Origin of the sequence: Streptococcus sp. UMB0029 (assembly GCF_002871495.1) — a bacterium.
GTDB lineage: Bacteria > Bacillota > Bacilli > Lactobacillales > Streptococcaceae > Streptococcus.
In genome coordinates, this window is the sequence record NZ_PNGD01000010.1 from 17,835 (window position 1) to 42,724 (window position 24,890).

The following is a 24,890-nucleotide window of genomic DNA, read 5'->3' on the forward strand; positions in this document are numbered from 1 at the left end:
ATAAATTTAAGTAGAGGATAGTGCCTACAATCAGTTTAACGCGTGATATAAAGCTAACAAATGAAGATGCTTTAAAAATTTTCAACCATCAATCATCTGAAAAATTACAAGAAATATTGAAATCTATTGAATCACAAGATGCCTCCACTCTAACGGAAAATAAACTCATACTCAATGAAAATCAAAGAGCAAACTAGGAAACTAGCCGCAGGCTGTACTTGAGTACGGCAAGGCGACGTTGACGCGGTTTGAATTTGATTTTCGAAGAGTATCATTTCAAAATATTTATAACTCATCGCTCTTACAATAAAAAAATATCCTGCAAGTTTGTTCCTTGCAGGATTTTTGTTTCTGATTAGATTAAGCCTTCTAAGAGCCCCTTCATAAAGTTTTCTGAGTTAAACTCTCCAATATCATCGATTTTTTCACCAAAACCAATCAATTTTACAGGAATATTGAGTTCTTCACGGATGGCTAAAACAACACCACCTCGAGCAGTTCCATCAATCTTAGTCAAGACAATTCCTGTCAAAGGGGTAATTTTTGAAAATTCTTTGGCCTGTACTAGGGCATTTTGACCTGTTGATGCATCAAGTGCTAAGAAGGTTTCATGCGGTGCCTCTGGAACAACACGCTTGATGATGCGTCCAATCTTCTCCAACTCAGCCATAAGGTTGTCCTTGTTTTGCAAACGACCAGCAGTATCAATCATGAGAATATCGATACCTTCAGATACGGCACGTTCCATTCCATCAAAGACTACGCTGGCTGGGTCAGCTTTTTCAGGTCCAGTCACAACTGGAACATCCACACAGCGTCCCCATTCTGCTAATTGGGCAACGGCACCAGCACGGAAGGTATCTGCCGCAACCAACATGACCTTCTTACCTGCTTGTTTGTAGCGGTGGGCTAGTTTCCCGATAGAAGTGGTTTTTCCAACACCATTGACCCCGACAAAGAGCATGACTGTCAAGCCATCTTGGAAGTGGATACTTTCATCGTAGTTGCCATCCTTTTCATAAAGCTCAACCAATTTCTCAATAATGACACGGCGAAGTGCATCTGGTTTCTTGGCGTTTTCAAGCTTGGCTTCGTAACGAAGCTCCTCCGTTAAGTTAGAAGCGACTTGGACACCAACGTCACTCATGATGAGCAATTCTTCCAATTCTTCGAAGAAGTCTTCATCGACAGAACGGAAGTTAGCAAAGAAGGCATTCAAGCGTGCTCCGAAGCCTGTACGAGTTTTCTTAAGACTGCGGTCATATTTTTCCTGAACAGTCTCTTCTACTTGAGTCATTTCTGGTTCAAGCACCTCAGAACTATTTTCTTCTACAGTTTCTAGAAACTCAGTATTCCCTTCCTCTGAGACTTCTTCTGAGTGTGGAAATTCTTCTATTTCTTCTTGATGAACCTCTACAGCTGGCTCTGAATCCAGACTTTCTTCAACTGTCTCTTGATTTTTCTTTTCTTGGAGCACAGCTTCTTCAGAACTTTCAACTTCTGCTTCTTCTTGAGAAACTTCTTCAGTTTCTGTAAAGGCAGGTTCAGTGTCTTCAGACAAATCAAGATTTTCCAGAGCTTCTTTTACAACTTCTTCGATTTTAGGTTCTTCTTTTTTTCCGAATAGACGGTCAAATAATCCCATATCTTAGTTCTCCTTTAGCACATATTCTTCGATAGCCCAGGCGACAGCTTCTTCATCATTGGTCATTGGAGTCACTACATTTGCGACTGCCTTGACTTCAGGAACAGCGTTTTGCATGGCAACACCGAGCCCTGCCCATTCAATCATAGAGAGGTCATTGGCCTCGTCACCACAAGCCATGACTTGGCTTTGGTCGATTCCAAGATGGCTGATTAGTTTTGCTAAACCTGTTGCTTTGTGAACATTCTTCGGTGACCACTCTAGCAACATTTCACGTGATTTAAAGATTTCATATTGGTCAAACAATTCTGGAGAAATCTTCTGAATGGCTGCATCCAAGGGTTCTTGAGGAAAGGCAGTCACGCATTTGTTGTAGGTCATTTGACTAGACAAGTCTGCAAAGTCAACTGGAACAAAGGTCAAAGCTGGATTGAATTTGGCATACAGACTTTCTTGGTCCGACTGGATTTGATAAACAGTTCCTTCTGATATGGCATCAAGAGGCAGTGATAATTTCTCTGTTTCCTCATACAAACGTGCCACATCATCATATGAAAAGACTGTTTTATCAAGGATTTCACCTGTATTTTTCTGAACTAATCCACCATTAAAAGTAATCGTATACTCATCTTCCTGACCGTCAGTCCCTAGCTCATGGAGAAAGAAATCCATGGCTTTTAAGGGACGACCAGTTGTTAATACGACCTTGATACCACGTTCACGCGCAGCTTTCAAGGTTACTTTGGTTCGATCCGTCAGCCTTTTATCAGTGGTCAGCAAGGTCCCGTCCAAGTCCAATGCAATCAATTTTATATCTGCCATTATAAGCCCTCCATATAAGCAATAACCGACTGGTCCTTATGGTGACCAATCACAGTCTCTGCTAACTCTAAAATTTCTGGTCGTGCATTTTCAGGAACTACAGGATGTCCCACAACCTGCATCATATGCAAGTCATTTAGATTGTCTCCAAAAGCCATGACCTGATCCATTGTGATACCAAGTTTTTTAGCTAATTCAACAATAGCCACTCCCTTATCGACATAGTCCAGAACAATATCAATGGATTCAAAGCCAGTTGTCATGGCCTTCACACCAGGAACGTTTTCGTTTACCCAAGCTTCTCCAGCATCCAGCGTTTCTTCTGTGAAGTTGGTCGTAAATTTGAAAATGTCATCTGTGATATCTTCCAAACTCGCTACTTTTTGGATATTTTCATTATAATGCTGACTCTCTTTTAAATAGGTCTTATCAACCGTATCTAGAACATATGAACCCTTCTTACCTGTCAAGAGCAGTTTATTGATATCTACATAAGGTGAAGTTTTCAGCTTTTCAAAAGTTGCCAGATAAAAATCACGAGACATGGTCGCTTCATACAAATCCTGACCTTGATACTCTACCAAACTGCCATTTTCAGCGATGAAAATAATGTCATCACGAACATCAGCAAATAATTTTTCTAAGGATAGAAATCCGCGCCCCGAAGCCACCGCAAAGTAAATCCCTTTTTCCTTGTAGGAAGCTAAGAGAGACTTGAGGCGGTCCATATCAAAGCGTCCATTCCCATCTAGGAAGGTTCCGTCCATATCTGTTGCTACTAGTTTAATTGTCATCCTTCAATACTTTCTAAATCTTTTAACTTAACCGAAACAATTTTTGAGACACCCGATTCCTGCATGGTCACTCCATAGATGGAATCAGCCGCCGCCATAGTTCCCTTACGGTGGGTCACAACGATAAACTGGCTGTCCTTGTCAAAGCGGTTGAGGTAATCCCCAAAACGTTTTACATTGGCTTCATCCAGCGCAGCTTCCACCTCATCCAAGATGACAAATGGGATAGTCTTAACTCGAATGATAGAAAAAAGCAAAGCTAGAGCCGACAAGGCTTTTTCCCCACCACTCATAAGGTTTAGAGACTGAATTTTCTTACCTGGTGGTTGGACAGAAATCTCAACCCCAGCTGTCAGCAAGTCTCCTTCCGTCAAAATCAAATCTGCCTGACCTCCGCCAAACATCTGTTTGAAGGTCACTTTAAAGGACTCACGAATAGCTTCAAAAGTTGATTTAAAGCGTTCCTTGACCTCATCATTCATCTCTGTAATGGTCTCAAGGAGCAGATTTTTCGCTGACAAAATATCATCTCGCTGGCTATTTAGGAAATCCAGACGGTTGTGGACTTCTTCGTACTGTTCAATAGCTTCCAAGTTGACAGGACCCAGTGAGCGAATAGCCTTCTCTAAATCCTGTACCTCTTGCTCTGCCAGATTGAGGTTTTCCAATTCATGCGCTTTTTCTAGAGCTTCAGTATAGCTAATCTGGTACTGGTCTGTTAATTGACTTTGTAGATGGCGCAAGCGCTCGCTGACCTTTTCTTTCTTGGCTTCAGCACGTGTTTGCTTGCGAATCCACTCCTCATTCTGCTGGCTAGCCTGATCCAAATGACTAGCAATATCATCCAGCTGCCCTTCAATATCATCCAACTCAAACTGCTTGCGAATCAAACCTTGTTGGAGGTTTGATTTCTGAGTTTTGGCTTCTTCCGCCTGTTGACTGAGCAATTCTGTATCAACCTTCTCAAGATTATCAACCTTTTCTTGGAGAAGGCGCTGAATTTCCTCTTGTTCAATATCCAGATTATCCAATTCCTTACCTAGACGGTCAATGTCAGCCACTTCATATCGTTTTTGCCCTTGCAGTTCTGTCTTAAGCAGGCGAGCTTGCGCTACCTCTTCCTGCAAATTTTGATAGCGTTCTTGGATGGCATTTTTGTTAGACTTAATTTCTTCAATCTCAGTTTCCAGATTTTGCTTTTCACTGGCAATTGTAGTGAGGCGCTCTTGGCATTTTCCCTTATCCGCTTGCCAATCTCCCTCAGTAAGATGATTTAATTCCTCTTCTTGAAGTTTCCAAAGAGTTTCTAGCTCTTCAACTTGCTGACTGGTCTGCTGATAAGCGAGGGACAAGCCTTGCTCCTGAATACGTGCCTGCTCCCCCTGAGATTTGATGGCTTCTAATCTTTCTGTCAATCTAGCCATCTCATCTTGCAAGGTCTTCAAAGTCGACTCTTCTGAACGCAAGCTTGCTTCTTCTTCAGCAATTTCTTTTTGCAATTGTTCCAGTTCTGGTTTGATGAAAATGCTGTTATTCTGGCGATTGGCTCCACCTGCGTAAGAACCACCTGTGCGCAACTCTGTGCCGTCCAAAGTTACCATACGAACCTGATAACGAACTTGACGAGCTGCTGCACGCGCGTGTTCTACGGTGTCAAAGATAGCTGTCGTAGCTAGTAAATTCTTGAAAATAGCTTCCAGTCTAGTATCGAATGTCACCAACTCATCTGCCATGCCCAGAAATCCCGGACTTGAAGCGATAGCATCTTGATTCTGACTAGAAATCGTACGCGCTTTGATCGTGGTCAACGGAAGGAAGGTCGCACGACCATATCTGTTTCGTTTGAGGAAATCAATGGCCTTAGTCGCCGCGTTCTCATCTTCTACGATGATGTGCTGACTGCTTGCTCCTAGGGCAATCTCTAAGGCAGTTTGATAATGAACATCAAAAGTCAGATGCTCACTAACTGCGCCAATAATTCCACCAAGTCGGGCTTTTTCTTGGAGAACACTCTTAACACCTGCATAAAAGTTGCTGTGATTTCTCAGAATATTTTCCAAACTTTGAGCTCTGGCCTGCTTGTTTTTAAGACTGTCCAGACGGTCAAAGAGTTGACTTTGTTGAGTTTGATAGGAAGCTTTCTGCTCCTCTTGCTCCTTTGCACAGACTTGGTAGTCGGCCAGTAATTTCTGAACCTGCTCCTTGGCAGTTTCAAGTTCTTCTTTTTGATGACCAGCCTTCTCTTTAGCTGTAGCCAACTGTTCTTTTAGCTTTTCTAATTGATCTGCTTGTTTTTGAGAAAGCTGACGACTATTTTCCAACTCGTTTTCGATACGGGTCAACTGGTTTGAGACATCCGCTTCTTCTTGTAAAAGGGCTACAAAGCGTTCACGTAAGAGCTCAATCATCTGATCAGGATTATCTGAAAAAGCCAGCAATTCAGCTTCTAAACAATTGAGTTTTTGATTATTTTGGATTAGATTTTCCTCTAAAAGTGCTAAAGAGTTTTCCTTATCAGTTTTTTCTTTGCTGAGAGAATTTCTCTTATCCTCCAAAGCAGCCAAACGGGCTTGTGCTTCCTGTTGATTGAGGGCTACTTGCTCAGATTCTAATTTCGATAGGGCTAATTTTCTCTCTAAATCACTAATCAGACTGGTCAAATCCATCAAACTGCCTTGGTCTTTGGCCATTTCAGCCTGTAAATCTTGACGTTGCTTTTTAAGAGTTTGATTTTCTTCTTCTAATTTTTCACGCTTTTGGTAGTAGCTCGTCAAGAGTTCCTGAACCTGTGCTAACTCTTCTTCTGTCAACTCTAGTTCAGCCTTATTTTCCTTGATTTGAGCAACTAAAACGTCTAAATAAATAGCCTTGCGTTGACCTTCCAAATCTAGAAACTTACGGGCATTTTCAGCTTGCTTCTCAAGAGGCTTGATTTGATTATCCAACTCGTAAATAATATCCTCTAAGCGGTCTAGATTATCCTGAGTTTGTTGTAGTTTGCTCTCAGTTTCTTTTCTGCGAGTCTTGTATTTTAAAACTCCAGCAGCTTCTTCAAAAATAGCTCGGCGTTCTTCAGGCTTGGAATTAAAAATCTCCTCAACCTTCCCTTGGGAAATAATGGAGAAGGAATCTCGTCCCAATCCAGTATCCAAGAAGAGGTCATGAATATCACGCAGACGCACTTTCTTGCCGTCAATCTTGTATTCGCTATCTCCACTACGATAGATATGGCGTTCCACCCTAATTTCTTGGCCTGCATCCTTGATAAATCCGTCATTATTATCCAGAGTCACAACTACAGAAGCATAATTGAGCGGTTTGCGACTTTCAGTTCCAGCAAAAATAACATCCGGCATCTTGCCCCCACGGAGACTCTTGACACTAGACTCTCCCAAGGCCCAACGCAGACTTTCTGTAATATTCGACTTTCCAGAACCATTGGGTCCAACGACTGCCGTCACACCTTGGTCAAAGACGACCTTGGTCTTATCAGCAAAAGACTTGAATCCCTGAATTTCGATTTCCTTTAAATACATGAATCCAGCCCTTTCTCAACGGCATTTTTGGCAGCTTCCTGCTCTGCTAATTTCTTAGAACGACCTTGGCCTTGACCAATGCTCTTACCTTCAACGAGAACTTCTACTTCAAAAACCTTATCGTGGGCAGGACCTGTTTCAGATATCACTTGATACCGAATAGCCACATCCCCATTGACCTGAAGTAACTCTTGAAGATGGGTTTTGTAGTCTGTAATCATCTCAAACTCGCCTGCTTCAACCTTAGGAATCATAACTTGATAGATAAATGCCTTAACCTTGGCCACATCCTTGTCCAAAAGGAGGGCACCAAGAAAGGCTTCAAAGGCATCACCAAGAATGGTGTCACGATTGCGACCGCCAGATTTTTCTTCCCCTTTACCCAACTTGATAAATTGATCAAACTGGCAATCACGCGCAAAACCAGCCAAACTCTCCTCACGGACAATCATAGCACGGAGTTTAGACAAGTCACCCTCAGGCTTTTTAGGATATTTTTTATACAGATATTCTGAAATCAATAACTGTAGAACAGCGTCTCCTAAAAATTCCAAGCGCTCATTGTGTGAAATTTTTAAGAGGCGGTGCTCATTGGCATAACTCGTATGAGTAAAGGCAGTCTCCAGTAAATTTTTGTCTGCAAATTCGATTGCAAAATGGTTCTTTAGTACAGTTTGTAATTCTTTCATACCAACCTCTTTCTAACTGATAACAGTCCTTTTTATTATATCAAAAAAAGCCCCCTGAGTCACTTTAAAACGGGGCTGGAGGGGATTTGGGCATTCTATAGACAGGGTTTTTCAGTTTTATACTTCTTCAAACCACATCAGCTTCGCCTTAACGTACTCAAGTACTGTCTACGGCTAGCTTCCTAGTTTACTCTTTGATTTTCATTGAGTATTACGGACAAATTTAAAGCAGTGTAAAGAAAAAAGCCCTAATAAAGGCTTTCTTAGGGTTTTTACATCCACCCTGAGGGAATCGAACCCCCATCTCAAGAACCGGAATCTTACGTGATATCCATTACACTAAGGGTGGAAACTTGTTTTATTATAACAGAAATTTGCTCTAATAACAAGTTTTTTTCTAGACGAATAGCCCGTCTTAGTGGGAAGCATCCCCATTCCAGATGGAGTTTTTCACGATCACATAATCAACGTGTTTAAGGTCAGCAACCTGACGTCCACCTGCATAAGAAATAGCACTTTGAAGGTCTTGTTCCATCTCAGTTAAAGTGTCTTGCAGATGACCTTTAGCAGGAAGCAAGATACGTTTGCCTTCCACATTTTTGTAAGCACCTTTTTGATATTGTGAGGCTGAACCATAATATTCTTTGAACTGTTCACCATCAACTTCAATCGTTTTCCCTGGACTTTCGATGTGTCCTGCAAAGAGAGAACCAATCATAACCATGCTGGCACCAAAACGGATAGACTTGGCAATATCACCGTGAGTACGAATTCCTCCATCAGCGATAATCGGTTTACGGGCAGCCTTGGCACACCAGCGTAGAGCAGCCAACTGCCAACCACCTGTACCAAAACCAGTCTTAACCTTGGTGATACAAACCTTACCAGGACCGATTCCGACCTTAGTCGCATCCGCACCCGCATTTTCCAACTCCCGAACTGCTTCTGGTGTTCCTACATTTCCAGCAATAACAAAAGTATCTGGCAATTCTTTCTTGATGTGTTGAATCATAGAAATCACACTATCCGCATGACCATGGGCAATGTCAATCGTGATGTATTCTGGAGCATCAGACTTGAGCTGGCTAACGAAATCATACTCATAGTCCTTAACACCGACAGAGATAGAAGCAATAAGCCCTTGCTCATGCATACGCTTAATAAAAGGAATACGTCCTGCCTCATCAAAACGGTGCATAATGTAGAAGTAACCCCCTTTAGCTAGTTGCTCTGCTACATTTTCATCCAAAATCGTCTGCATATTAGCTGGTACAACAGGTAGTTTAAAGGTGTGATTTCCTAAAGTGACACTTGTATCTGCTTCTGCACGGCTTTTAATGACACATTTATTTGGGATCAATTGAATATCTTCGTAATCAAAAATTGGAAATTCATTTAACATATCGATGTCTCGTTTCTTTTGTAATGACCTACCTATGCTCTCGCATCTCTACGCCTTTTCCGACGTTTCCTTAATTTATTATAAACTAAAGTACAGTTTTTGTCAAATAACGTTATAAATTAAAAAATATAGTTCGGATTTTATTGTGTAAATAACAAAAGAAAGAGGAGAGATTATTTTCTCCCCAATCCTTCTCTATCCTAATAATACTCGCCCTGACGGTAGTCCCATGAGTTAAAGGTATCTGAGAGATGCATCATGATTTTATCAATGTCAAGCCCTTTGCGGATTACAACTGGAGCTGGTGAAGTTGAGCGTGCTCCTCCTTGTTCTGGGATGAGTTGGCCGTCTTTATCGACCATAGACACCATCACACCTTGCTCGTAGCGAGTTTCAATCGTTTTGTCAGGTTGGATAGATGCCACATAGTCGTCTGCTTCGATGACAAGATCTACTGCTCCTTCGATGCGTTCTCCGATACCTTCTACCTTACCACGGTTTCCTTTTCCAGATGGGTTTGCAGATGAGGCATAAACCATCTTGCCTTCTTCCCAAAGTTTGGCAGCCAATTGTTCACCAGCTTTCCCAAATTTGATAACGAAACAGCTAGTACCACGAACGTCAGTCATAAGTTCTTCACGGCCATCCCCATAAGCTTTGAGTTTTTCAAATGCTTCTGGTTTCCAGGGAAGGATACAACCAAGAAGAATATCTTCGTCCCAATGTTTTTGGTAGAAGGCTTCAATTTCTGGGTTGAGTTGTGCTAAGGAGCGAAGCTCATCCATGCTACCACAGAGAACCACACCTGGTTTGTTACGGTTACGTTCTTTGGCTGCGAACTTACGTTCAAGTCCTGCCTTGTCGCTAGTCATGATAATGTAACCAACTTTAGTAGGGCAAACGATACAACCGCCCTCACCTTTTAAAATGTCATAGCCTTCTTGTGAAAGTGTTCCGTTCCATTGAATGTGTTTTGTCATAGTTCTATTTCCTTTTCTATTTTTTCTAATCCTGCCAGTAGGCTGGTCGTTGTTTTTCATAGGCAGCAATCAAGTCTTCATACTGCAAGGTAATTCCGATATCATCCAAACCATTTAAGAGCTTGTGTTTCCATTCGCTATCTATTTCGAAAGTGAATTCTCCAACTGGTGAGATGATTTTCTGTTGTTCCAAGTCCACAGTTACCTGATCGGTTGGTTTAAGCTGGGCTAGCTTTTCTCTAACCTCTCTGGGCTGAACAATAGGCAACATGCCATTATTGAGTTCATTATTGTAATGAATATCCCCGAAAGATCCTGCAATCACGACCTTAAAACCATAGTCCGCTAGAGCCCAAGCTGCATGCTCCCTCGAAGACCCTGCCCCAAAGTTATCTCCTGAGATGAGAATACTGGCTTTCCGATATTCAGGTCGGTTAAAGACAAAGTCTGGATCCTCAGTATACTTGTCATCCAGATAACGCCAAGCATACATGAGGTACTTACCAAAGCCTTTTTTATCAATTAACTTGAGAAACTGCTTGGGTAGGATTTGGTCGGTGTCGATATTATCATTCATGAGAGGAACGGTCGTTCCCCTATAAACTGTAAATTTCTCCATATCCTCTCCTTACTGGGCTTCTGGCATTTTCCGAACATCTACGAAACGCCCTGCAATAGCTGCCGCAGCTGCCATGGCTGGACTACAGAGATGGGTCTTAGCACCAAAGCCTTGTCTGTCTTCAAAGTTACGATTGCTTGTTGAGGCACAGTGGACACCATCTGGAACCTTGTCAGGATTCATCCCTAGGCACATGGAGCAACCCGGGTCTCTCCACTCAAAGCCAGCATCTAGGAAAACCTTGTCCAAGCCCAACTTCTCAGCAGCTCGTTTCACAGGACGAGAGCCCGGAACCACGATAGCCGTTAAGTTGGGGGCAATTTTCTTTCCTTTGACAAATCGGGCAGCCAGTTGCAAATCGCTGAGACGAGCATTGGTACATGAACCTATAAAGATATATCCTAGTTCAATATCCGCTGGCTTTTGACCAGGTTCCAAGTCCATGTAATTGTAGGCGCGCTCATCATTCATATCCTTAATTTCTGGGAAGCTACTGTCAAAGTCAACCCCCATAGCAGGATTGGTGCCCCAGGTCACCATAGGAGCTAGGTCTGAGACATCCATCCGGATAACCTTATCATAAACAGCATCATCATCACTGACAAGGGTCTTCCAATCCGCCACAGCCTCTTCAAAGTCCTCTGGAACACATTCTCGTCCCTTGAGATAATCATAGGTGGTTTGGTCCGGATTCATGATTCCCATCTTAGAACCAAACTCGATGGACATATTGCAGATGGTCATTCGCTCTTCCATGCTCAGTGTATCAATCGCTTGACCTCGATATTCCACCACGTAGCCGACACCACAGGCAACGCCGTACTTGGCAATCAAGGCTAAAATGAAGTCCTTGGAATAAACTCCTTTTTGAGGAACACCAGTGAATTCTACCAACATTTTCTTGGGTTTAACTTGCCAGAGGGTCTGGGTAGCAAAGACATGCTCAATCTCACTGGTTCCAATTCCAAAGGCGATCGCTCCGAAAGCCCCGTGGGTTGCTGTATGGCTGTCTCCACAGACGATGAATTTCCCTGGTTGGGTCCGTCCTGTTTCTGGACCAACCATGTGTACGATCCCTTGTTTTTCAGAACCGTGGGCCGCATGTTCAATCCCAAATTCCTCAACATTTTCAGCTAGCTTATCAATTTGAGCCTTGGAAATCACATCTCGAATATCATAGATATTGACTGTTGGGACATTGTGGTCAAAGGTTCCAAATGTCAAGTCTGGTCGTCTCAATCTACGACCTGCATCTCGTAATCCTTGAAAAGCCTGAGGACTGGTCACTTCGTGAATATAGTGCTGGTCCACATACATGAGTTGGGGTTGCCCCTCTTCTCCTGTGATGACATGACGGTCCCATAATTTATCAAAAATCGATTTTCCTGCCATCTATTACCTCCAAATAAAATATAAGGCTCCTAGTGTGGTCACCATCCCAAGAAACCAAACCGTTTTAAAGTACCATTTTCGAGTCTTGTGGTGAAAGGTGATTCCTGCTAACCAAGCTCCAAAACCACCACAAGTAAAGGCTAAAATGAGTAAGATTTTCTCTGGGATGCGCCAAACTCTTCTCCTTGCCTTAGATTTGTCAATGCCATAAATCAAGAAAATTATGACATTCCAAATCAAAAGGACTAGAGTAATTTTTTCGTCTAACTTCATAACCTTGCAATAATAGCTTCCGTCATTTCCTTGGTCGAAGCCTGTCCACCTATATCTCTCGTTAAAATGCCAGCTGCCAAACTGACTTCTACTGCACGTTCGATACGCTCTGCATCCTCATAACGACCAAAACTGTCTCTAAGCATCATAGCAACAGACAAAATCATGGAAATAGGATTGGCAATTCCTTGACCTGCAATATCGGGTGCCGAACCATGAATGGGTTCATAGAGACTTGGACCCTTTTCAGAGTGACTGGCTGATGGCATGACTCCAAGTGTGCCAGATAGGACACTTGATTCATCAGATAAGATATCTCCAAAAAGATTCTCCGTCACGATGACATCGAACTTGGCAGGATTGGTAATCATAAGCATGGCAGCTGAGTCGACTAGCTGGTGCTCCAAGGTTACATCTGGAAAATCCTGCGCGACTTCCTCAGCTACTCTGCGCCAGAGTTTTGAGGTCGCTAGAACATTTTGCTTATCGATACTAGTAACGATTTTTCTCCGACTTCTTGCGATTTCAAATGCCTTACGAATAATCCGCTCTACTTCTTCATAGCTATAGTCATTGATATCACGTGCTTTTTGCTCTCCAAGGATATGGTCCCCAAAGTAAATCCCGCCTGTCAACTCACGCACCACGACAAAGTCTACACCAGCAATTCGTTCTGGTTTGAGTGGTGACAAATGCTTGAGACTGTCAAAGATTTTTACGGGGCGAATATTGGCATAAAGATTGAGTTCCTTACGGAGAGCCAGCAGTCCTTGTTCAGGCCGAACCGCTGCCCCATCATACTGGGGACTCCCAATAGCCGCTAGGAGAATGGCATCTGCTTCTCTACAAGCCTTAAGAGTATCATCAGGTAAGGGATGGCCTGCTGCATCAATACCTGCACCTCCGAAGGGTCTTCTATCAATCTCATAGTCAAAACCTGTTTTTTCAGCTAGAGCCCCCAGAACCTCTAAACCAGCCTCCATGATTTCTGGGCCAATTCCGTCCCCTGCTAGAGCTACTATTTTCTTTGTCATAGCCTTCTCCTTTACACACTAGGCATATCGCGATAGGAAACACTGCGTCCCATCTCACCAGCATTCTCTTTTTGAACAAAGGTATTAGCATTGGTATAGGCAATAGCAGAAGCCTTCAACACATCGAAATCAAGACCTGCTGCGTTAAAGATGGTTTCTGTATCTCTGTTTTCAACAGTGACCAAGACTCGAGCCTGGGCATCAATTCCATCCGTTACCGCGTCAATAGTATAGGACACCAAGCGGACGGATTGGTTAAAGAACTTGTCGATAGCGTTAAAGATCGCTTCAACGGAACCTTGACCTGTCGCATTAAATTCAACTTTCTCACCATCCATATTGGCTAGGCTAACGAGTGCTTCAATGTCATTATCTGCATGAGTTTGAAGTTGTAAATCATCAAAGTGGAAACCTTCTGGGTTTTCAACCATGGTTCCAGCTACCAGAGCACGAATATCTGCATCTGTGATTTCTTGTTTCTTGTCTGCCAGCGCCTTGAACTTGGCAAAGAGTGGTTTGATATCCTCTTCTGAAAAGTCTAGGGCCAATTCTCTTAGTTTTTCAACAAAGGCATGGCGACCTGACAATTTTCCAAGAGGAAGGCTATTGCTCTTAACACCAACCAATTCAGGGGTGATAATCTCATAAGTAAGAGGATTTTTAAGGACTCCGTCTTGGTGAATACCAGATTCGTGAGAAAAGGCATTACCACCAACCACAGCCTTGTTTTTAGGAACCGGAATACCTGAGAAGCGAGAAACCATTTCTGACGTATTTATTGTTTCATTTAGGACAATACTTGTTTCTGCTTGATAGTAATCTTGGCGAATATTGAGGGCCACTGCAATTTCTTCAAGGGCAGCATTTCCAGCTCGCTCACCAATACCGTTGATGGTTCCTTCAACACGTCCTGCTCCATTCTTGACAGCAGCAAGGCTATTTGCCACTGCCATTCCGAGGTCATCGTGACAGTGAGGCGAATAGATAATCTGACGATCTGTCTTAACATTCTCAATCAAGTATTTGAAGATAGCTCCGTACTCTTCTGGCGTGGTAAATCCAACCGTATCAGGGATATTGATATAAGACGCCCCTGCATCTACCGCTGTTTGAACAACTTGCAAGAGGAAATCCAACTCTGTTCTAGTCGCATCCTCTGGAGAGAATTCGACCACTTCAAACTTAGAACGTGCATAAGAGACATGCTCCTTAATAGCTTCCAAAATCTCTTCCTTGCTCTTATTGAGCTTATACTTGCGGTGAATCGGACTGGTAGCGATAAAAACGTGAACCTGTGGATACTTGGCGTCCTTGAGGGCCTCGTAACAAGCATCAATATCAGACCTGACAGAACGGGCCAAACCAGTCACTGCTGTTTTCTTCAAGACCTTAGCAATCTCCTGAACTGCCGTGAATGAATCAGGACTCGCCGCTGGAAAACCAGCCTCGATGGCTGAAATGCCCCATTTCTCCAGTTGCCTTGCAATGGCAATTTTTTCCTTGATTGAGAAGTTAACACCAGGTGTCTGCTCTCCATCCCGAAGGCTGGTATCTAGAAATTCAACTCTTCTCATAAGATTTCCCCTTTTCCAAATGTGGTTTTAAAAAAACATCTCGCTCAGAAACCCAAGCGAGATGTTGATTTACTCCCGCTTGGTAAGCCAAACAGGACTAATGCTTTTTGCACTAGCCCGAGTACCTCAACAACAAAGTAAATTGATTAAACTTAGCTGTTTTCATGTTTGACTTTCTCCTTCGTTTGATATCTTGTTTAGTATTTTAGCATAGGCACAAGCACTTGTCAAGAAAAAATCCAATATTTTCTGAAAATTTCTTCAGTAAAGAATATTTAGCTAATTGAAAGCTCTTGAAATGTTTCATTTTTTAAAGGTTAAGTTCCAACTTATTTCTATCAATTCCAGTACTTCTTCATCTGACAAAGTATCATCAAGAGCCACACTAATCCAGTAGCGCTTGTTCATATGAAAGGCTGGATAAATTCCCTTTTTTGAAAGTAAGTCAGCTACTTGGTCATGCTTGAGGTTGACTGCTTCCACCTGTCCTTCTCTGCCCTTTTCCAGCTTATCCCAAGAGATTTTCATCAAGACGGCATACCACTTTTGATTCCCTTCATGACGCAATACTGCTGTATCAGGCGATTTCTCCCACAAGTACTCCAACTGGTTTCCATACTTTTCTTGAACTTGAGTCATAATTCGTTTAGTCTGAGGACAGATATAATCCTGCACATCAAAACAGGCCTTCCGAATCTGGTAAAGAATCTCCAAACAAGACTCACGGACACTTCCTACAAAACTTCCTCTCATACTTTCCATATGGACTTGAGGATATAGGTCGCCCGTTTCCTGATCAAAGACCTGAAAATTCACATTATCAGTAGTGATGGAGACTGTCATGAAAAAGTCACCCTGCAAAATCTGGCAACTATAAGTCCAGACTTCCCCATTTTCTACAAAACCATAGGCACGAGCCTTTTCTTGATTAAACTGATAGGATTTAAAAATTTCAAACATAAGTGAAAACTGCTACCCAAAGCTAGCAGTTCCTTTCTATTTTTTAAAAGACAACCTTGGTTCCGTGCAATTGTGTCACGCCCAACAGGTCAATAAAGGTTTGACGGTTGTCAAGGTCAATACCCCCACCTGGTAGAATTTCAATTTTACCTTTAGCATGCTCCAAAATTCTGTGATAGTGAGCAAAGCGTTTCTCTAGCGAATCTCCAGACACACCCGCACGAGTCAGGATTCGAGTGACTCCAGCTTGACTGAGCCAGTCAATAGCCTCCAGTTGATCTTCATCGCTCAATTCATCAAAGGCCATGTGGAAGACAATTTCCATTCCTTTTGATGCAGCAATTAACTTCTCTAGATTAGCCTTATCCAACTTCTTATCAGCAGTTAAGGCTCCAAATACAACTCCTTGACTTCCAGCCTGAGCAGTCAACCGAATGTCTTCTAACATGATATCAATTTCTAGGTCATTATAGACAAAGTCGCCACCACGTGGACGAATCATGGTCATGATGGTCGTATCGTAGTTAGCTGCCAATTCAACCGCTGCCTTGGTCACTCCATAGCTGGGAGTTGTCCCACCAACTGCTAGATTGTCACAAAGTTCGATTCGACGAGCTCCAGCCTCCATCGCTTTTTCAAGCAAGGTCACATTTTCAGCACAAAATTCGTAAATCATTTGATTCTCCTTGATTATTACTTTGAATTTATTATATCATATTATTGTGAATATGCTTTTATTTATATCAAGGAAAATAGTTACTATTTTTTATTCTTTGTCCGGAATAACCTTAAAGAGATAGTAGGTGATAAAGATGGTCAAAGCTCCCAGACCGATTTTGACTGGTAATAGAGGAGCAAAATAAATGGAAATTCCCATCAGAATGTAGATGGATACGATGATTTTTTTCTTACGTTCACGCGCAATGGATTTGGTCTCGCGAAAATCAGCTACATATGCTTGATAGAGCTTGGTATGGTAAAGCCAATCTTCGAAGCGCTTGGAACTTCTGGAGAAACAAGCAATAGACAACAAAAGGAAAGGTGTTGTGGGCAACAAGGGTAAAACAACCCCAACAATAGCCAAGGCTAGTGATAAAAAACCAATAATAAGATAAATAATACGCATAACTACTCCTAATTAAAATAATCTTCTTCTAGTTTCGCATACAATGATGAATTTTGTCAAGCTCTAACCCAAAAGAGCCTGAAATTCACTTTCAGGACTCTCCTCTTATTTAATCTTTTCTTCTTCGTAGTCGCCTTTACTACAAATAACCTGCTTGCCACCACCACGGACCTTTTTCTCCATGAGGAAGTTGCCACATTTTGGACAGTCACGACCAACAGGCTTGTCCCAAGAGGTAAATTCACATTCTGGATAGCGATTGCAACCATAGAAAAGACGATTGCGTTTGGTTTTACGCTCAATGATTTGTCCCTGATGACAACTTGGACACTCAACACCAATCTCTTTCACGATTGCTTGGGTATGACGGCAATCTGGGAAATTGCTACAAGCGTAGAACTTACCAAAACGACCAAGTTTAATGACCATTGGACTACCACACACTTCACAATCAAATCCAGCTGGTTCATCCTTGATTTGGATTTTTTCCATTTCTTCTTCAGCCTTGGCCACTTCTTTAGAGAAAGGTTTGTAAAAGGCATCAATGACACGTTGCCACTGCTCTTTTCCGACTTCTACGTCATCCAGTTTGCCTTCCATTTCAGCTGTGAAGGTCACGTTTACGATATCTGGGAAATATTCAACGATGAGCTTGTTAACAATTTCTCCCAACTCTGTTGGTTCAAAACGTTTGGCTGCAAGGCGAACATAATAACGTTTCTGAATGGTTTCAATGGTCGGTGCGTAGGTTGACGGACGTCCAACCCCATTTTCCTCCAAGGTCTTGATCAGGGTCGCTTCAGAATAGCGAGCAGGCGGTTGAGTGAAATGTTGCTCTGGTTTACTATTAACCTGCTTGACTACATCTCCAACAGCCATATCTGGTAACATCTTATTCTTGTCAGAATCATTATAAATGGCAAGATAACCATCAAACTTAACCTGACTACCATTAGCAGCAAATTGGACCCCATTTTGAGACAATTTAACAGCCATGGTATCAAAAACAGCAGCTGTCATCTGGCTCGCTACAAAACGATTCCAGATAAGAGTATAAAGCTTGAGTTGATCCTTGTCCAGATACTTAGCGATGCTTTCAGGTGTATTAAAAACGCTAGACGGACGAATAGCCTCGTGGGCATCCTGAGCACCTGATGCATTTTTGACCTTGCTACCATGCTTAGAATACTTGCTACCAAAACGATCCGTAATGAAGCTTGCTGCTTCATTTTGCGCTACAGGACTGATACGAGTCGAATCGGTACGCATATAGGTAATCAAACCTTGAACACCAGAACCGATATTAATTCCTTCATAGAGCTGTTGGGCAACCATCATGGTTTTTCGAGTACGGAAGTTAATTTTATTAGCCGCATCCATCTGCATAGATGAAGTGGTATAAGGTAAAGGAGCATTACGCTTGCGCTCTTTCTTATCTACCTGATCCACTGAAAAGTCTTTACTAGTCAGACGAGACAAGACTTCCTTAACCTCGTCATTGCTAGTCAGTTTCAGCTTTTTACCATCTACTCCATAGAAGGAAGCCTGGAATTGCTTGGTTCCCTTTTTAAAGACGCCATCAATTGTCCAGTATTCCTCTGGCTGGAAGGCATTGATTTCATTCTCACGATCAATGATTAACTTAAGGGCAATAGACTGAACGCGACCTGCTGACAAACCCTTCTTGACCTTTTTCCACAAAATAGGCGAAATCGAATACCCTACCAAGCGGTCCAGGACACGGCGTGCCTGTTGAGCATCGACCAAGTCCATATCAATCTTGCGTGGCTCTTTGAAAGCATTTTTAACTGCATCCTTGGTGATTTCATTGAAGACCACACGGTTAGCATCATTCTCATCCAAATTAAGGATATGAGCCAAATGCCAAGAAATCGCTTCTCCTTCACGGTCCGGGTCACTCGCAAGAAAGACTTTATTAGCTTTTTTAGCTTCTTTTTTCAAGTTATTAATAAGAGGGCCTTTTCCTCGGATATTGATATATTGCGGTTCATAATTATTTTCAATATCGACGGACATACTGGATTTCTTCAAATCACGGATATGCCCAACACTGGCTAAAACCTTGTAATTTCTGCCTAGATATTTCTCAATCGTTTTCGCCTTAGCAGGCGACTCCACGATAACTAGATTTTTTTTAACTGTTGTTTTTTTCTTTTTTGTTGCCGTAGCCACAGTATCACACCTTTTCAAAGTAATAAACTTTATAAAGTGTAAACCATTTTTTGAACCCTGTCAAGACTTAGCTACTATAATAGAAGAAAAGTTTGTCTAGTAAGCGGACTTTCTTCTTATACTCAATGAAAATCAAAGAGCAAACTAGGAAGCTAGCCGCAGGTTGCTCAAAACACTGTTTTGAGGTTGCAGATGGAAGCTGACGTGGTTTGAAGAGATTTTCGAAGAGTATTAAAATTCAAATTCCGCAAGAACATCCTTCCCACTTGTAACCAATTTTGCTCCTTCCTGAATCAAATGATGGCAACCGTCTGATAGTCCATCTAAAATGCTACCTGGAATAGCAAAAACATCGCGACCTTCTTCCATTGCCCGCTCACAGGTAATGAGACTACCTGAGCGCATCTTAGCCTCTGCTACAATCACACCACGGCAAAGTCCAGCAATAATGCGATTACGGGCAGGAAAATGAAATTTCAGAGGTTGTTCACCAGGTCCATACTCACTGAGAACCAAATGCTCATTTCCGATGTAGTCTTGCAAACGTTTATTAGCTTTAGGATAAAACACATCCAACCCTGTTCCAATAACTGCAATGGTTTTTCCGCCATTCTGCAGAGCTGCCATATGCGCTGCTGTGTCAATCCCCTTGGCTAATCCACTAACAATAACCAGTTCATTTCCCAAGCCTTGAATGACTTTTTCAACTGACTTAACTCCCTGTTTGCTACAAGCACGACTCCCCACAACCGCTACCTTAGGAAATTTCAAGAGTTCAAGATTGCCCTTATAAAATAAAAGCACAGGTGCATCATAAATTTCACTCAAGTCCCAAGGATAACAGTCGTCTAAAATAGAGAAAGATGGAAATTTTTGAAATTCTTTCTCCAAATGCGCATCGTCTATCTGAAAATAACGTTCCATAAAAACAGCTGGATTTCGGCAACCTGATATATCTGCAATATCACCCAACAAAAGTTCTTGATCAACACTTTCACCGTATTCTAGGACCTTCAAAATCTGTTGATTGGTCAAACCTGATTTTTTTAACTTATAGATTTCATAGTTTGTGATTTTCATAAATAACTCCATTTCTTTTTCTACTCATCTATTTATTCGTAAAAAAATCAAAAAACATCCGACTATTTCAGCCAGATGTTGGAATCATTAATTTTCGTTTTTAAGAATTTCTTCTAATTTATGATAATCTTGGACACTATCGATCTCATAGATGCTATTGCCTTCTAATTCTTCAACATAGACATCTAGCTCTTTGATATTATCCTTAACCATATTGTCCCAGTAGAGATCAACAAATTCACCACTTGCATAAGCCTTGTCAATAAAGCTGACAATCTTTTCTGCAGTTGGAGCGTCCCAGAAGGATACACCACTAAGGATACGACCAGCCTTACTATCAACAGTAATGTCTTGAACCTTATAGTCATCTCCATAGACCAAGAACCATTCGTTGGTACAATCTTCACGATAGACACTAAAATAAGTCGAACGAGTCAAATCATTGCGGAACATATTTTTAAAGAGATAATTATCGGCATCAATAACATAGCTGTTGGCCAATTCTTCTTTTACAAGATAGAGAGAGTAAAAGTTATTGTAGTCAGCGTATTTATCATTGAAGACGAGGCGAACCCCATATTTTTCTTTCAAGTAATCGAATTGTTCTTTAAGGTAACCAACGATGATGATGATGTCATTGATTCCTTTTTCTTTTAAAAACTCAATTTGGTATTCAATCAAGGGTTTTTGATTAACTTGAACCAAGGCTTTAGGCGTATTTTCAGTCATAGGACGTAAGCGAGTTCCCAAGCCCGCTGCTAAGATAATGGCTTTCACACGAATCTCCTTTATTCTTTAATAATAATATAAACTCCAGCAATGACGACAAGTGAAGTAATAATGGTCAGCATATCTAGTGCTGTTCCCAAGAAGAGAGCTGCAAACAAGACCGTCCAAACTACATAACTAACGTTCAAGCCTGTAGCCTTGGCTGGTTGCAAGCGATTGATAGCGATATAATAAGCCAAATAGGAAATCATATCAAAGGCTGCAAAGACAATCATAAGACCTAGTAATTGTCCATTGGCTACTTCTGCAAATGACTGATGAGAGAAGAGTACAATCACAAGATAAGACAAGAATGAAGTCACTTGGCGGATTAAGAGGGCTTCGATTTCACTCAATTCACTTTCCATAGCAAAAGAGCTAAGAACACTCTCACTTCCCCATGCAATAGCACAAACCAAAGCACAGAGAATCCCAATATAGAAAGAATTAACCTGTTCAACCTTATAGGTCTGAGCAATAATCCCTCCAATAATCAAGACAATCCCAAACACAGTATTTTTCGAAATCTTGTGCTTCAAAAAGAAGAAAGCCAATAAAACTGAAATTGCAGGGTAAATAGCCGATACAGATGAAGCTAAGGAACTTCCGATATACTTGACCGCATAAAGGTTGGCCTGCATTCCGATAGGACCAGCTAGCAAGGCTCCGATGATAACACTAACATTGCGAATATTTAAGAAAATTGAGAGACGAACTTTTCCTTCTTTTATCAACAGAAAAGCTAGTAAGATAAAGATACTCAAGAAATCGTGAGCAGCAGCTACCACAAAGGGCGACAAATCTGTAAAAATCGAAAAGATATAAGCACTAATCGTTAGACCTAATCCCCAGAAAACACCTGAGAGTAGACCAAAAGAAACTCCATTTTTATTTTTCATCTGAACCTCCATAATATGACAAACCTTTAATAGCTCTTTGGTAACGGCTCACACCATAATCACCAAAATCTGCACCTTGCTCTTCTTTGTAGACTGTCCATAGACTCCAAATAGTATCTTGTAAAATTTTATAAATGGCAATCTTTTCACTAGAGACAGGTGTTTGGTCACTCTCATAGCGAGACAAGAAGGCTTCTTCCTCTTGAAGACTGAATTCAGACTCTAAAAAGAGAGCAGCCAAATCCCACATTGGATCGTTCATGGATGAATATTCCCAGTCAATCAGATAAAGTCGTCCTTGAGGTGATTCGATAAAGTTTTCAGGCACCAAATCGATATGACAAGATTTTCTATCAACACCTAAGTCAGCCAGTCTTTTCTCTAAGGAGAAGACTTCTTTTCGAACAGCTTCATAGTTGGCATAAGGAATTTTTTCTTCAATCAAGGATTCGTATTTTTTGATTTCTTCAAAAGGAGCAAATTCTCCTCTTAATTCCTTACCAGATGAATGAATGGTTTGTAAAATTGGAGCAATTTTATCAAACTTAGTCTTGATTGACGTTGAATCAAGCGTGATAGCCGACTCAATATACTCATTTACTTTGATACCAGCCACAATATCAAAAAGATAATTTTTGACATCTAGGTCTAAATCTTTAAGTAGTTCAAGATTGTACTTTTCATCTTGACGATTGATAAGCTTTTCTGTCCCTTTACCAAAGAACTTAACAATGTATTGCTTATTTGTTGTTTTGACCAAATAGTTTTGATTGGTCATTCCCCCCAGTTGTTCAACACTGAGGACTTCCTCTTCTTCACTAAGTAAGGAAGAAATTTTTTCTTTAATCATTTTCTCCACAATTAACCTCCAATACTTATACTTCCCACTTAAACACGGTTTTAAAGGCTGTGTTTAAATCGGTCGCAAAGACACGATGAATATCTTTAATTTCTCTTACAGGTTCTTCTAGATAAAGGACATTTTTAAGACGATTGGCAAATTTCTTGACTTCCATCATTTGAATTGCATTTTCAAAATCAATGCGTCCAGAACGAGAGGACCCAACCAAGAGCAAGCCTTTTTCTAAGGCATCACGTGTATTGATATTGACTTTATACTCGCTAACTCCCATCATAAGAATCGTTCCTTGAGGACGAATGTAGCGAATCAAATCATTAATAGCTGGTCCAGTACCATCACCACCACAACACTCAAAAGCATGGTCAAAGGCCAAATCTTCAGGAATATTATCAGTGATATAGCATTCTTTAGCAAATGAGAAGAGTTCCAATTTTTCCCAATGACGACCAATAACCACAATCTCTGCTTCTGGCAAAGTATAGTTGATAATATTAGCAACCACAAATGCTAAACTGCCATCTCCGATAACAGCGATTCGGTCCCGCTTGCTGTGAGCAAGAGTCAGTAAGCGATTCATGGCATGCATACCAACACTGATAAACTCTGTAATGGCTGCAACCGTATCTTCAATAGCATCATAAGGCACCACACGGTCTTTAGGAAGAGAAACAAACTCTCTCATAAAGCCATCAAATCCACTAGACAAGAAATGAGTCCCTGTCATGTAGTTCTCATAAAATTCTTCATCACTCTGCATAGGGGGCTGATTAGGAATCATGACAACTTTTTGCCCAACCTCATAAGTTCCTGTCGGATCAGAAATAACGGTTCCACATGCTTCGTGAATCATTGCCATTGGAAGTTTTTTATTCAAAATCTTTGGATCACGTTTTCCTTGGTAGTAACGCTGATCCGCATGACAGACAGCCATGTAGTTGGGGCGGATGAGGATATGATTCTCTTGGTCAATATCCTCTTCCTGGTATTTGACGTTGATAAACTTGGGCTTAGTCAGTTGATAAATTTGATTAATCATATCACTAGTCTTTCTCAATCATACTTTTTGCAATCTTCAAGTCTGTCACTGTTGTGATTTTCAGATTTGAATATTCACCCTTGGCCAAGGCTACATCTTTTCCTTTGATCACAAAGATTTTACATGCATCTGTTAAGATTTCTTTCTCTTCGGCAGATAGAGAACCGTAAAGGTCCATGAAGTCCTTACAACGGAATGTTTGAGGTGTTTGTCCTTGATAAAGGTGAGCACGATTTGGAATATCTGTAATAAATTGACCGTTGGTGCTTTCAACGATGGTATCAACCGCTTCTACCACTGTGTCTACTGCGTCATGATTTTGGGCAAGTTGGATATTGTCCTGAATCATGCGAAGTGTAATAAATGGACGAACAGAATCGTGAGTAACAACAATGTCCTCTGGAGTAAGCGGACGATAAGCATCTATAGCTTCAATGATTTTCTCAATACTCGTATTACGGTCAGCACCACCTTTTGTAATGATGATACGTTCCTTATGAAGAGGAAGATATTTATCTACAAGATCTTCTGCATGAGAAACCCAGTCTCCATGAACCCCAACTACAATTTTTTCAATGCTTGGTTCCAAGACAAATTTTTCAATTGTATGAATCAAAATAGGTCGATCACCTAGCTCTAAAAATTGTTTTGGTAAGTTACTGATCCCCATGCGTGTGCCAGTTCCACCAGCAAGAATTCCTGCATAAATCATCTATTTTCTCCTTTATCTTACTAAAAAAACTTATTCTCCCTATTATACCACAATCTAGTTATATCATGAAAGAAATACTGGTCCTCCCCTTCTAGAATAGAAAGGTTAAGTAATACTGTTATTAAAAACTAGATCATTTCCAGTAGTGACTAGGAATTCTGTAGTCATTACTAATAAATAGCTGTGAAATTTTAGAGTCCTTTAGAATAATATAATTTACTTAAAGAAAACTTAAAATAAAAATTGGATACTTCAAAGTGATTACTTACCTTACTGCCCTTCATTTCTTATTAGCTAACTTTATGATATAAATACGAATGAGCTCGGGACAAGTCTTTAAAATAAAAAATAACCAACTGCTACAAGAGCTCCAGGACCTAAAAATGCTTTTAGATTTTGCAAAAAATGATTGTTATTGGGAGTTTCAATAGATTGATTGATCTCAGAAAGAGAGACCTTTTTGTAAGAAGACATCGGAATATTCACTTTCTAAC

At 41.1% G+C, this 24,890-nt stretch carries 23 protein-coding genes, 1 tRNA gene and 1 pseudogene; 1 reads left to right on the forward strand and 24 read right to left on the reverse strand.

The window, feature by feature from the left end; all coding sequences use genetic code 11:
- Window positions 1-20: 20 nt before the first annotated feature.
- On the forward strand, window positions 21-197 hold the full coding sequence (locus CJ239_RS11780) for a hypothetical protein (RefSeq protein ID WP_180958243.1): 177 nt from the start codon (window positions 21-23) through the stop codon (window positions 195-197).
- Window positions 198-355: 158 nt separating this feature from the next.
- Here CJ239_RS11780 and ftsY read toward each other — a convergent pair whose 3' ends face one another.
- From ftsY to CJ239_RS07935, 24 genes and pseudogenes are all read right to left on the reverse strand, one after another.
- A complete protein-coding gene (gene ftsY, locus CJ239_RS07820) occupies window positions 356-1,645 on the reverse strand; it encodes a signal recognition particle-docking protein FtsY (RefSeq protein WP_102211148.1) in 1,290 nt (429 codons plus the stop codon).
- A gap of 3 nt (window positions 1,646-1,648) precedes the next feature.
- On the reverse strand, window positions 1,649-2,467 hold the full coding sequence (locus CJ239_RS07825) for a Cof-type HAD-IIB family hydrolase (protein WP_102211149.1): 819 nt from the start codon (window positions 2,465-2,467) through the stop codon (window positions 1,649-1,651).
- Window positions 2,467-3,261 (reverse strand): Cof-type HAD-IIB family hydrolase, encoded by a 795-nt coding sequence (locus tag CJ239_RS07830; RefSeq protein ID WP_102211150.1) that lies wholly within the window; start codon window positions 3,259-3,261, stop codon window positions 2,467-2,469. The genes CJ239_RS07825 and CJ239_RS07830 overlap by 1 nt, the downstream gene beginning before the upstream one ends.
- Complete coding sequence (gene smc / locus CJ239_RS07835; RefSeq protein WP_102211151.1) at window positions 3,258-6,797, reverse strand: chromosome segregation protein SMC; 3,540 nt, start codon at window positions 6,795-6,797, stop codon at window positions 3,258-3,260. The genes CJ239_RS07830 and smc overlap by 4 nt, the downstream gene beginning before the upstream one ends.
- Window positions 6,788-7,486: a ribonuclease III gene (gene rnc, locus CJ239_RS07840; RefSeq protein WP_042900765.1), complete on the reverse strand. Its 699-nt coding sequence runs from the start codon at window positions 7,484-7,486 to the stop codon at window positions 6,788-6,790. The genes smc and rnc overlap by 10 nt, the downstream gene beginning before the upstream one ends.
- Window positions 7,487-7,763: 277 nt before the next feature.
- A tRNA-Arg gene (locus CJ239_RS07845) sits at window positions 7,764-7,835 on the reverse strand.
- 66 nt (window positions 7,836-7,901) lie between these two features.
- Window positions 7,902-8,888, reverse strand: coding sequence for a GMP reductase (locus CJ239_RS07850; protein ID WP_000931177.1), 987 nt, complete (start codon window positions 8,886-8,888; stop codon window positions 7,902-7,904).
- 200 nt (window positions 8,889-9,088) lie between these two features.
- Complete coding sequence (locus CJ239_RS07855; protein ID WP_102211152.1) at window positions 9,089-9,868, reverse strand: L-threonylcarbamoyladenylate synthase; 780 nt, start codon at window positions 9,866-9,868, stop codon at window positions 9,089-9,091.
- 25 nt (window positions 9,869-9,893) lie between these two features.
- A complete protein-coding gene (leuD, locus tag CJ239_RS07860; RefSeq protein WP_102211153.1) occupies window positions 9,894-10,487 on the reverse strand; it encodes a 3-isopropylmalate dehydratase small subunit in 594 nt (197 codons plus the stop codon).
- A 9-nt stretch (window positions 10,488-10,496) separates the two neighbouring features.
- Window positions 10,497-11,879: a 3-isopropylmalate dehydratase large subunit gene (gene leuC / locus CJ239_RS07865; protein WP_102211154.1), complete on the reverse strand. Its 1,383-nt coding sequence runs from the start codon at window positions 11,877-11,879 to the stop codon at window positions 10,497-10,499.
- Window positions 11,880-11,882: 3 nt separating this feature from the next.
- Complete coding sequence (locus tag CJ239_RS07870) at window positions 11,883-12,152, reverse strand: DUF1294 domain-containing protein (RefSeq protein ID WP_033683772.1); 270 nt, start codon at window positions 12,150-12,152, stop codon at window positions 11,883-11,885.
- Complete coding sequence (gene leuB / locus CJ239_RS07875; RefSeq protein ID WP_102211155.1) at window positions 12,149-13,186, reverse strand: 3-isopropylmalate dehydrogenase; 1,038 nt, start codon at window positions 13,184-13,186, stop codon at window positions 12,149-12,151. Before leuB ends, CJ239_RS07870 begins: the two co-directional genes overlap by 4 nt.
- Before the next feature lie 11 nt (window positions 13,187-13,197).
- The gene (locus CJ239_RS07880) at window positions 13,198-14,760 is read right to left on the reverse strand and encodes a 2-isopropylmalate synthase (protein WP_102211156.1); all 1,563 of its coding nucleotides are present in this window, start codon (window positions 14,758-14,760) and stop codon (window positions 13,198-13,200) included.
- A 303-nt stretch (window positions 14,761-15,063) separates the two neighbouring features.
- Window positions 15,064-15,720, reverse strand: a complete 657-nt coding sequence (locus tag CJ239_RS07885; protein ID WP_102211157.1) for an MmcQ/YjbR family DNA-binding protein — start codon at window positions 15,718-15,720, stop codon at window positions 15,064-15,066.
- A 43-nt stretch (window positions 15,721-15,763) separates the two neighbouring features.
- On the reverse strand, window positions 15,764-16,396 hold the full coding sequence (locus CJ239_RS07890) for a copper homeostasis protein CutC (RefSeq protein WP_102211158.1): 633 nt from the start codon (window positions 16,394-16,396) through the stop codon (window positions 15,764-15,766).
- 90 nt (window positions 16,397-16,486) lie between these two features.
- Window positions 16,487-16,846: a YbaN family protein gene (locus CJ239_RS07895; RefSeq protein ID WP_001220352.1), complete on the reverse strand. Its 360-nt coding sequence runs from the start codon at window positions 16,844-16,846 to the stop codon at window positions 16,487-16,489.
- 105 nt (window positions 16,847-16,951) lie between these two features.
- Window positions 16,952-19,039 carry a type I DNA topoisomerase gene (gene topA / locus CJ239_RS07900; RefSeq protein WP_102211159.1) on the reverse strand — a complete coding sequence of 696 codons (2,088 nt, stop codon included), beginning with the start codon at window positions 19,037-19,039 and terminating at the stop codon, window positions 16,952-16,954.
- Window positions 19,040-19,270: 231 nt separating this feature from the next.
- The gene (gene dprA / locus CJ239_RS07905; protein ID WP_102211160.1) at window positions 19,271-20,119 is read right to left on the reverse strand and encodes a DNA-processing protein DprA; all 849 of its coding nucleotides are present in this window, start codon (window positions 20,117-20,119) and stop codon (window positions 19,271-19,273) included.
- Between the two features lie 87 nt (window positions 20,120-20,206).
- Entirely contained in the window at window positions 20,207-20,896 is a 690-nt protein-coding gene (locus CJ239_RS07910; protein ID WP_000643974.1) for a sugar phosphate nucleotidyltransferase, read from the reverse strand.
- Between the two features lie 11 nt (window positions 20,897-20,907).
- Complete coding sequence (locus CJ239_RS07915; protein WP_102211161.1) at window positions 20,908-21,786, reverse strand: DMT family transporter; 879 nt, start codon at window positions 21,784-21,786, stop codon at window positions 20,908-20,910.
- On the reverse strand, window positions 21,776-22,645 hold the full coding sequence (locus CJ239_RS07920; RefSeq protein ID WP_102211162.1) for a phosphotransferase family protein: 870 nt from the start codon (window positions 22,643-22,645) through the stop codon (window positions 21,776-21,778). The genes CJ239_RS07915 and CJ239_RS07920 overlap by 11 nt, the downstream gene beginning before the upstream one ends.
- A 16-nt stretch (window positions 22,646-22,661) precedes the next feature.
- On the reverse strand, window positions 22,662-23,684 hold the full coding sequence (locus CJ239_RS07925; RefSeq protein WP_102211163.1) for a ribitol-5-phosphate dehydrogenase: 1,023 nt from the start codon (window positions 23,682-23,684) through the stop codon (window positions 22,662-22,664).
- A 4-nt stretch (window positions 23,685-23,688) separates the two neighbouring features.
- Window positions 23,689-24,396, reverse strand: a complete 708-nt coding sequence (locus CJ239_RS07930; RefSeq protein ID WP_000638495.1) for a 2-C-methyl-D-erythritol 4-phosphate cytidylyltransferase — start codon at window positions 24,394-24,396, stop codon at window positions 23,689-23,691.
- A 348-nt stretch (window positions 24,397-24,744) separates the two neighbouring features.
- Window positions 24,745-24,870 (reverse strand): annotated as a pseudogene (locus CJ239_RS07935) (divalent metal cation transporter); the annotation flags it as partial.
- Between the last annotated feature and the right edge of the window lie 20 nt (window positions 24,871-24,890).

What these genes read in the sequence shown, in the direction of transcription:
- ftsY (WP_102211148.1), bottom strand. Translation starts at nt 1,645, where the DNA reads ATGGGATTATTTGACCGTCTATTCGGAAAAAAAGAAGAACCTAAAATC.
- CJ239_RS07825 (WP_102211149.1), bottom strand. Translation starts at nt 2,467, where the DNA reads ATGGCAGATATAAAATTGATTGCATTGGACTTGGACGGGACCTTGCTG.
- CJ239_RS07830 (WP_102211150.1), bottom strand. Translation starts at nt 3,261, where the DNA reads ATGACAATTAAACTAGTAGCAACAGATATGGACGGAACCTTCCTAGAT.
- smc (WP_102211151.1), bottom strand. Translation starts at nt 6,797, where the DNA reads ATGTATTTAAAGGAAATCGAAATTCAGGGATTCAAGTCTTTTGCTGAT.
- rnc (WP_042900765.1), bottom strand. Translation starts at nt 7,486, where the DNA reads ATGAAAGAATTACAAACTGTACTAAAGAACCATTTTGCAATCGAATTT.
- CJ239_RS07850 (WP_000931177.1), bottom strand. Translation starts at nt 8,888, where the DNA reads ATGTTAAATGAATTTCCAATTTTTGATTACGAAGATATTCAATTGATC.
- CJ239_RS07855 (WP_102211152.1), bottom strand. Translation starts at nt 9,868, where the DNA reads ATGACAAAACACATTCAATGGAACGGAACACTTTCACAAGAAGGCTAT.
- leuD (WP_102211153.1), bottom strand. Translation starts at nt 10,487, where the DNA reads ATGGAGAAATTTACAGTTTATAGGGGAACGACCGTTCCTCTCATGAAT.
- leuC (WP_102211154.1), bottom strand. Translation starts at nt 11,879, where the DNA reads ATGGCAGGAAAATCGATTTTTGATAAATTATGGGACCGTCATGTCATC.
- CJ239_RS07870 (WP_033683772.1), bottom strand. Translation starts at nt 12,152, where the DNA reads ATGAAGTTAGACGAAAAAATTACTCTAGTCCTTTTGATTTGGAATGTC.
- leuB (WP_102211155.1), bottom strand. Translation starts at nt 13,186, where the DNA reads ATGACAAAGAAAATAGTAGCTCTAGCAGGGGACGGAATTGGCCCAGAA.
- CJ239_RS07880 (WP_102211156.1), bottom strand. Translation starts at nt 14,760, where the DNA reads ATGAGAAGAGTTGAATTTCTAGATACCAGCCTTCGGGATGGAGAGCAG.
- CJ239_RS07885 (WP_102211157.1), bottom strand. Translation starts at nt 15,720, where the DNA reads ATGTTTGAAATTTTTAAATCCTATCAGTTTAATCAAGAAAAGGCTCGT.
- CJ239_RS07890 (WP_102211158.1), bottom strand. Translation starts at nt 16,396, where the DNA reads ATGATTTACGAATTTTGTGCTGAAAATGTGACCTTGCTTGAAAAAGCG.
- CJ239_RS07895 (WP_001220352.1), bottom strand. Translation starts at nt 16,846, where the DNA reads ATGCGTATTATTTATCTTATTATTGGTTTTTTATCACTAGCCTTGGCT.
- dprA (WP_102211160.1), bottom strand. Translation starts at nt 20,119, where the DNA reads ATGAAAATCACAAACTATGAAATCTATAAGTTAAAAAAATCAGGTTTG.
- CJ239_RS07915 (WP_102211161.1), bottom strand. Translation starts at nt 21,786, where the DNA reads ATGAAAAATAAAAATGGAGTTTCTTTTGGTCTACTCTCAGGTGTTTTC.
- CJ239_RS07925 (WP_102211163.1), bottom strand. Translation starts at nt 23,684, where the DNA reads ATGATTAATCAAATTTATCAACTGACTAAGCCCAAGTTTATCAACGTC.
- CJ239_RS07930 (WP_000638495.1), bottom strand. Translation starts at nt 24,396, where the DNA reads ATGATTTATGCAGGAATTCTTGCTGGTGGAACTGGCACACGCATGGGG.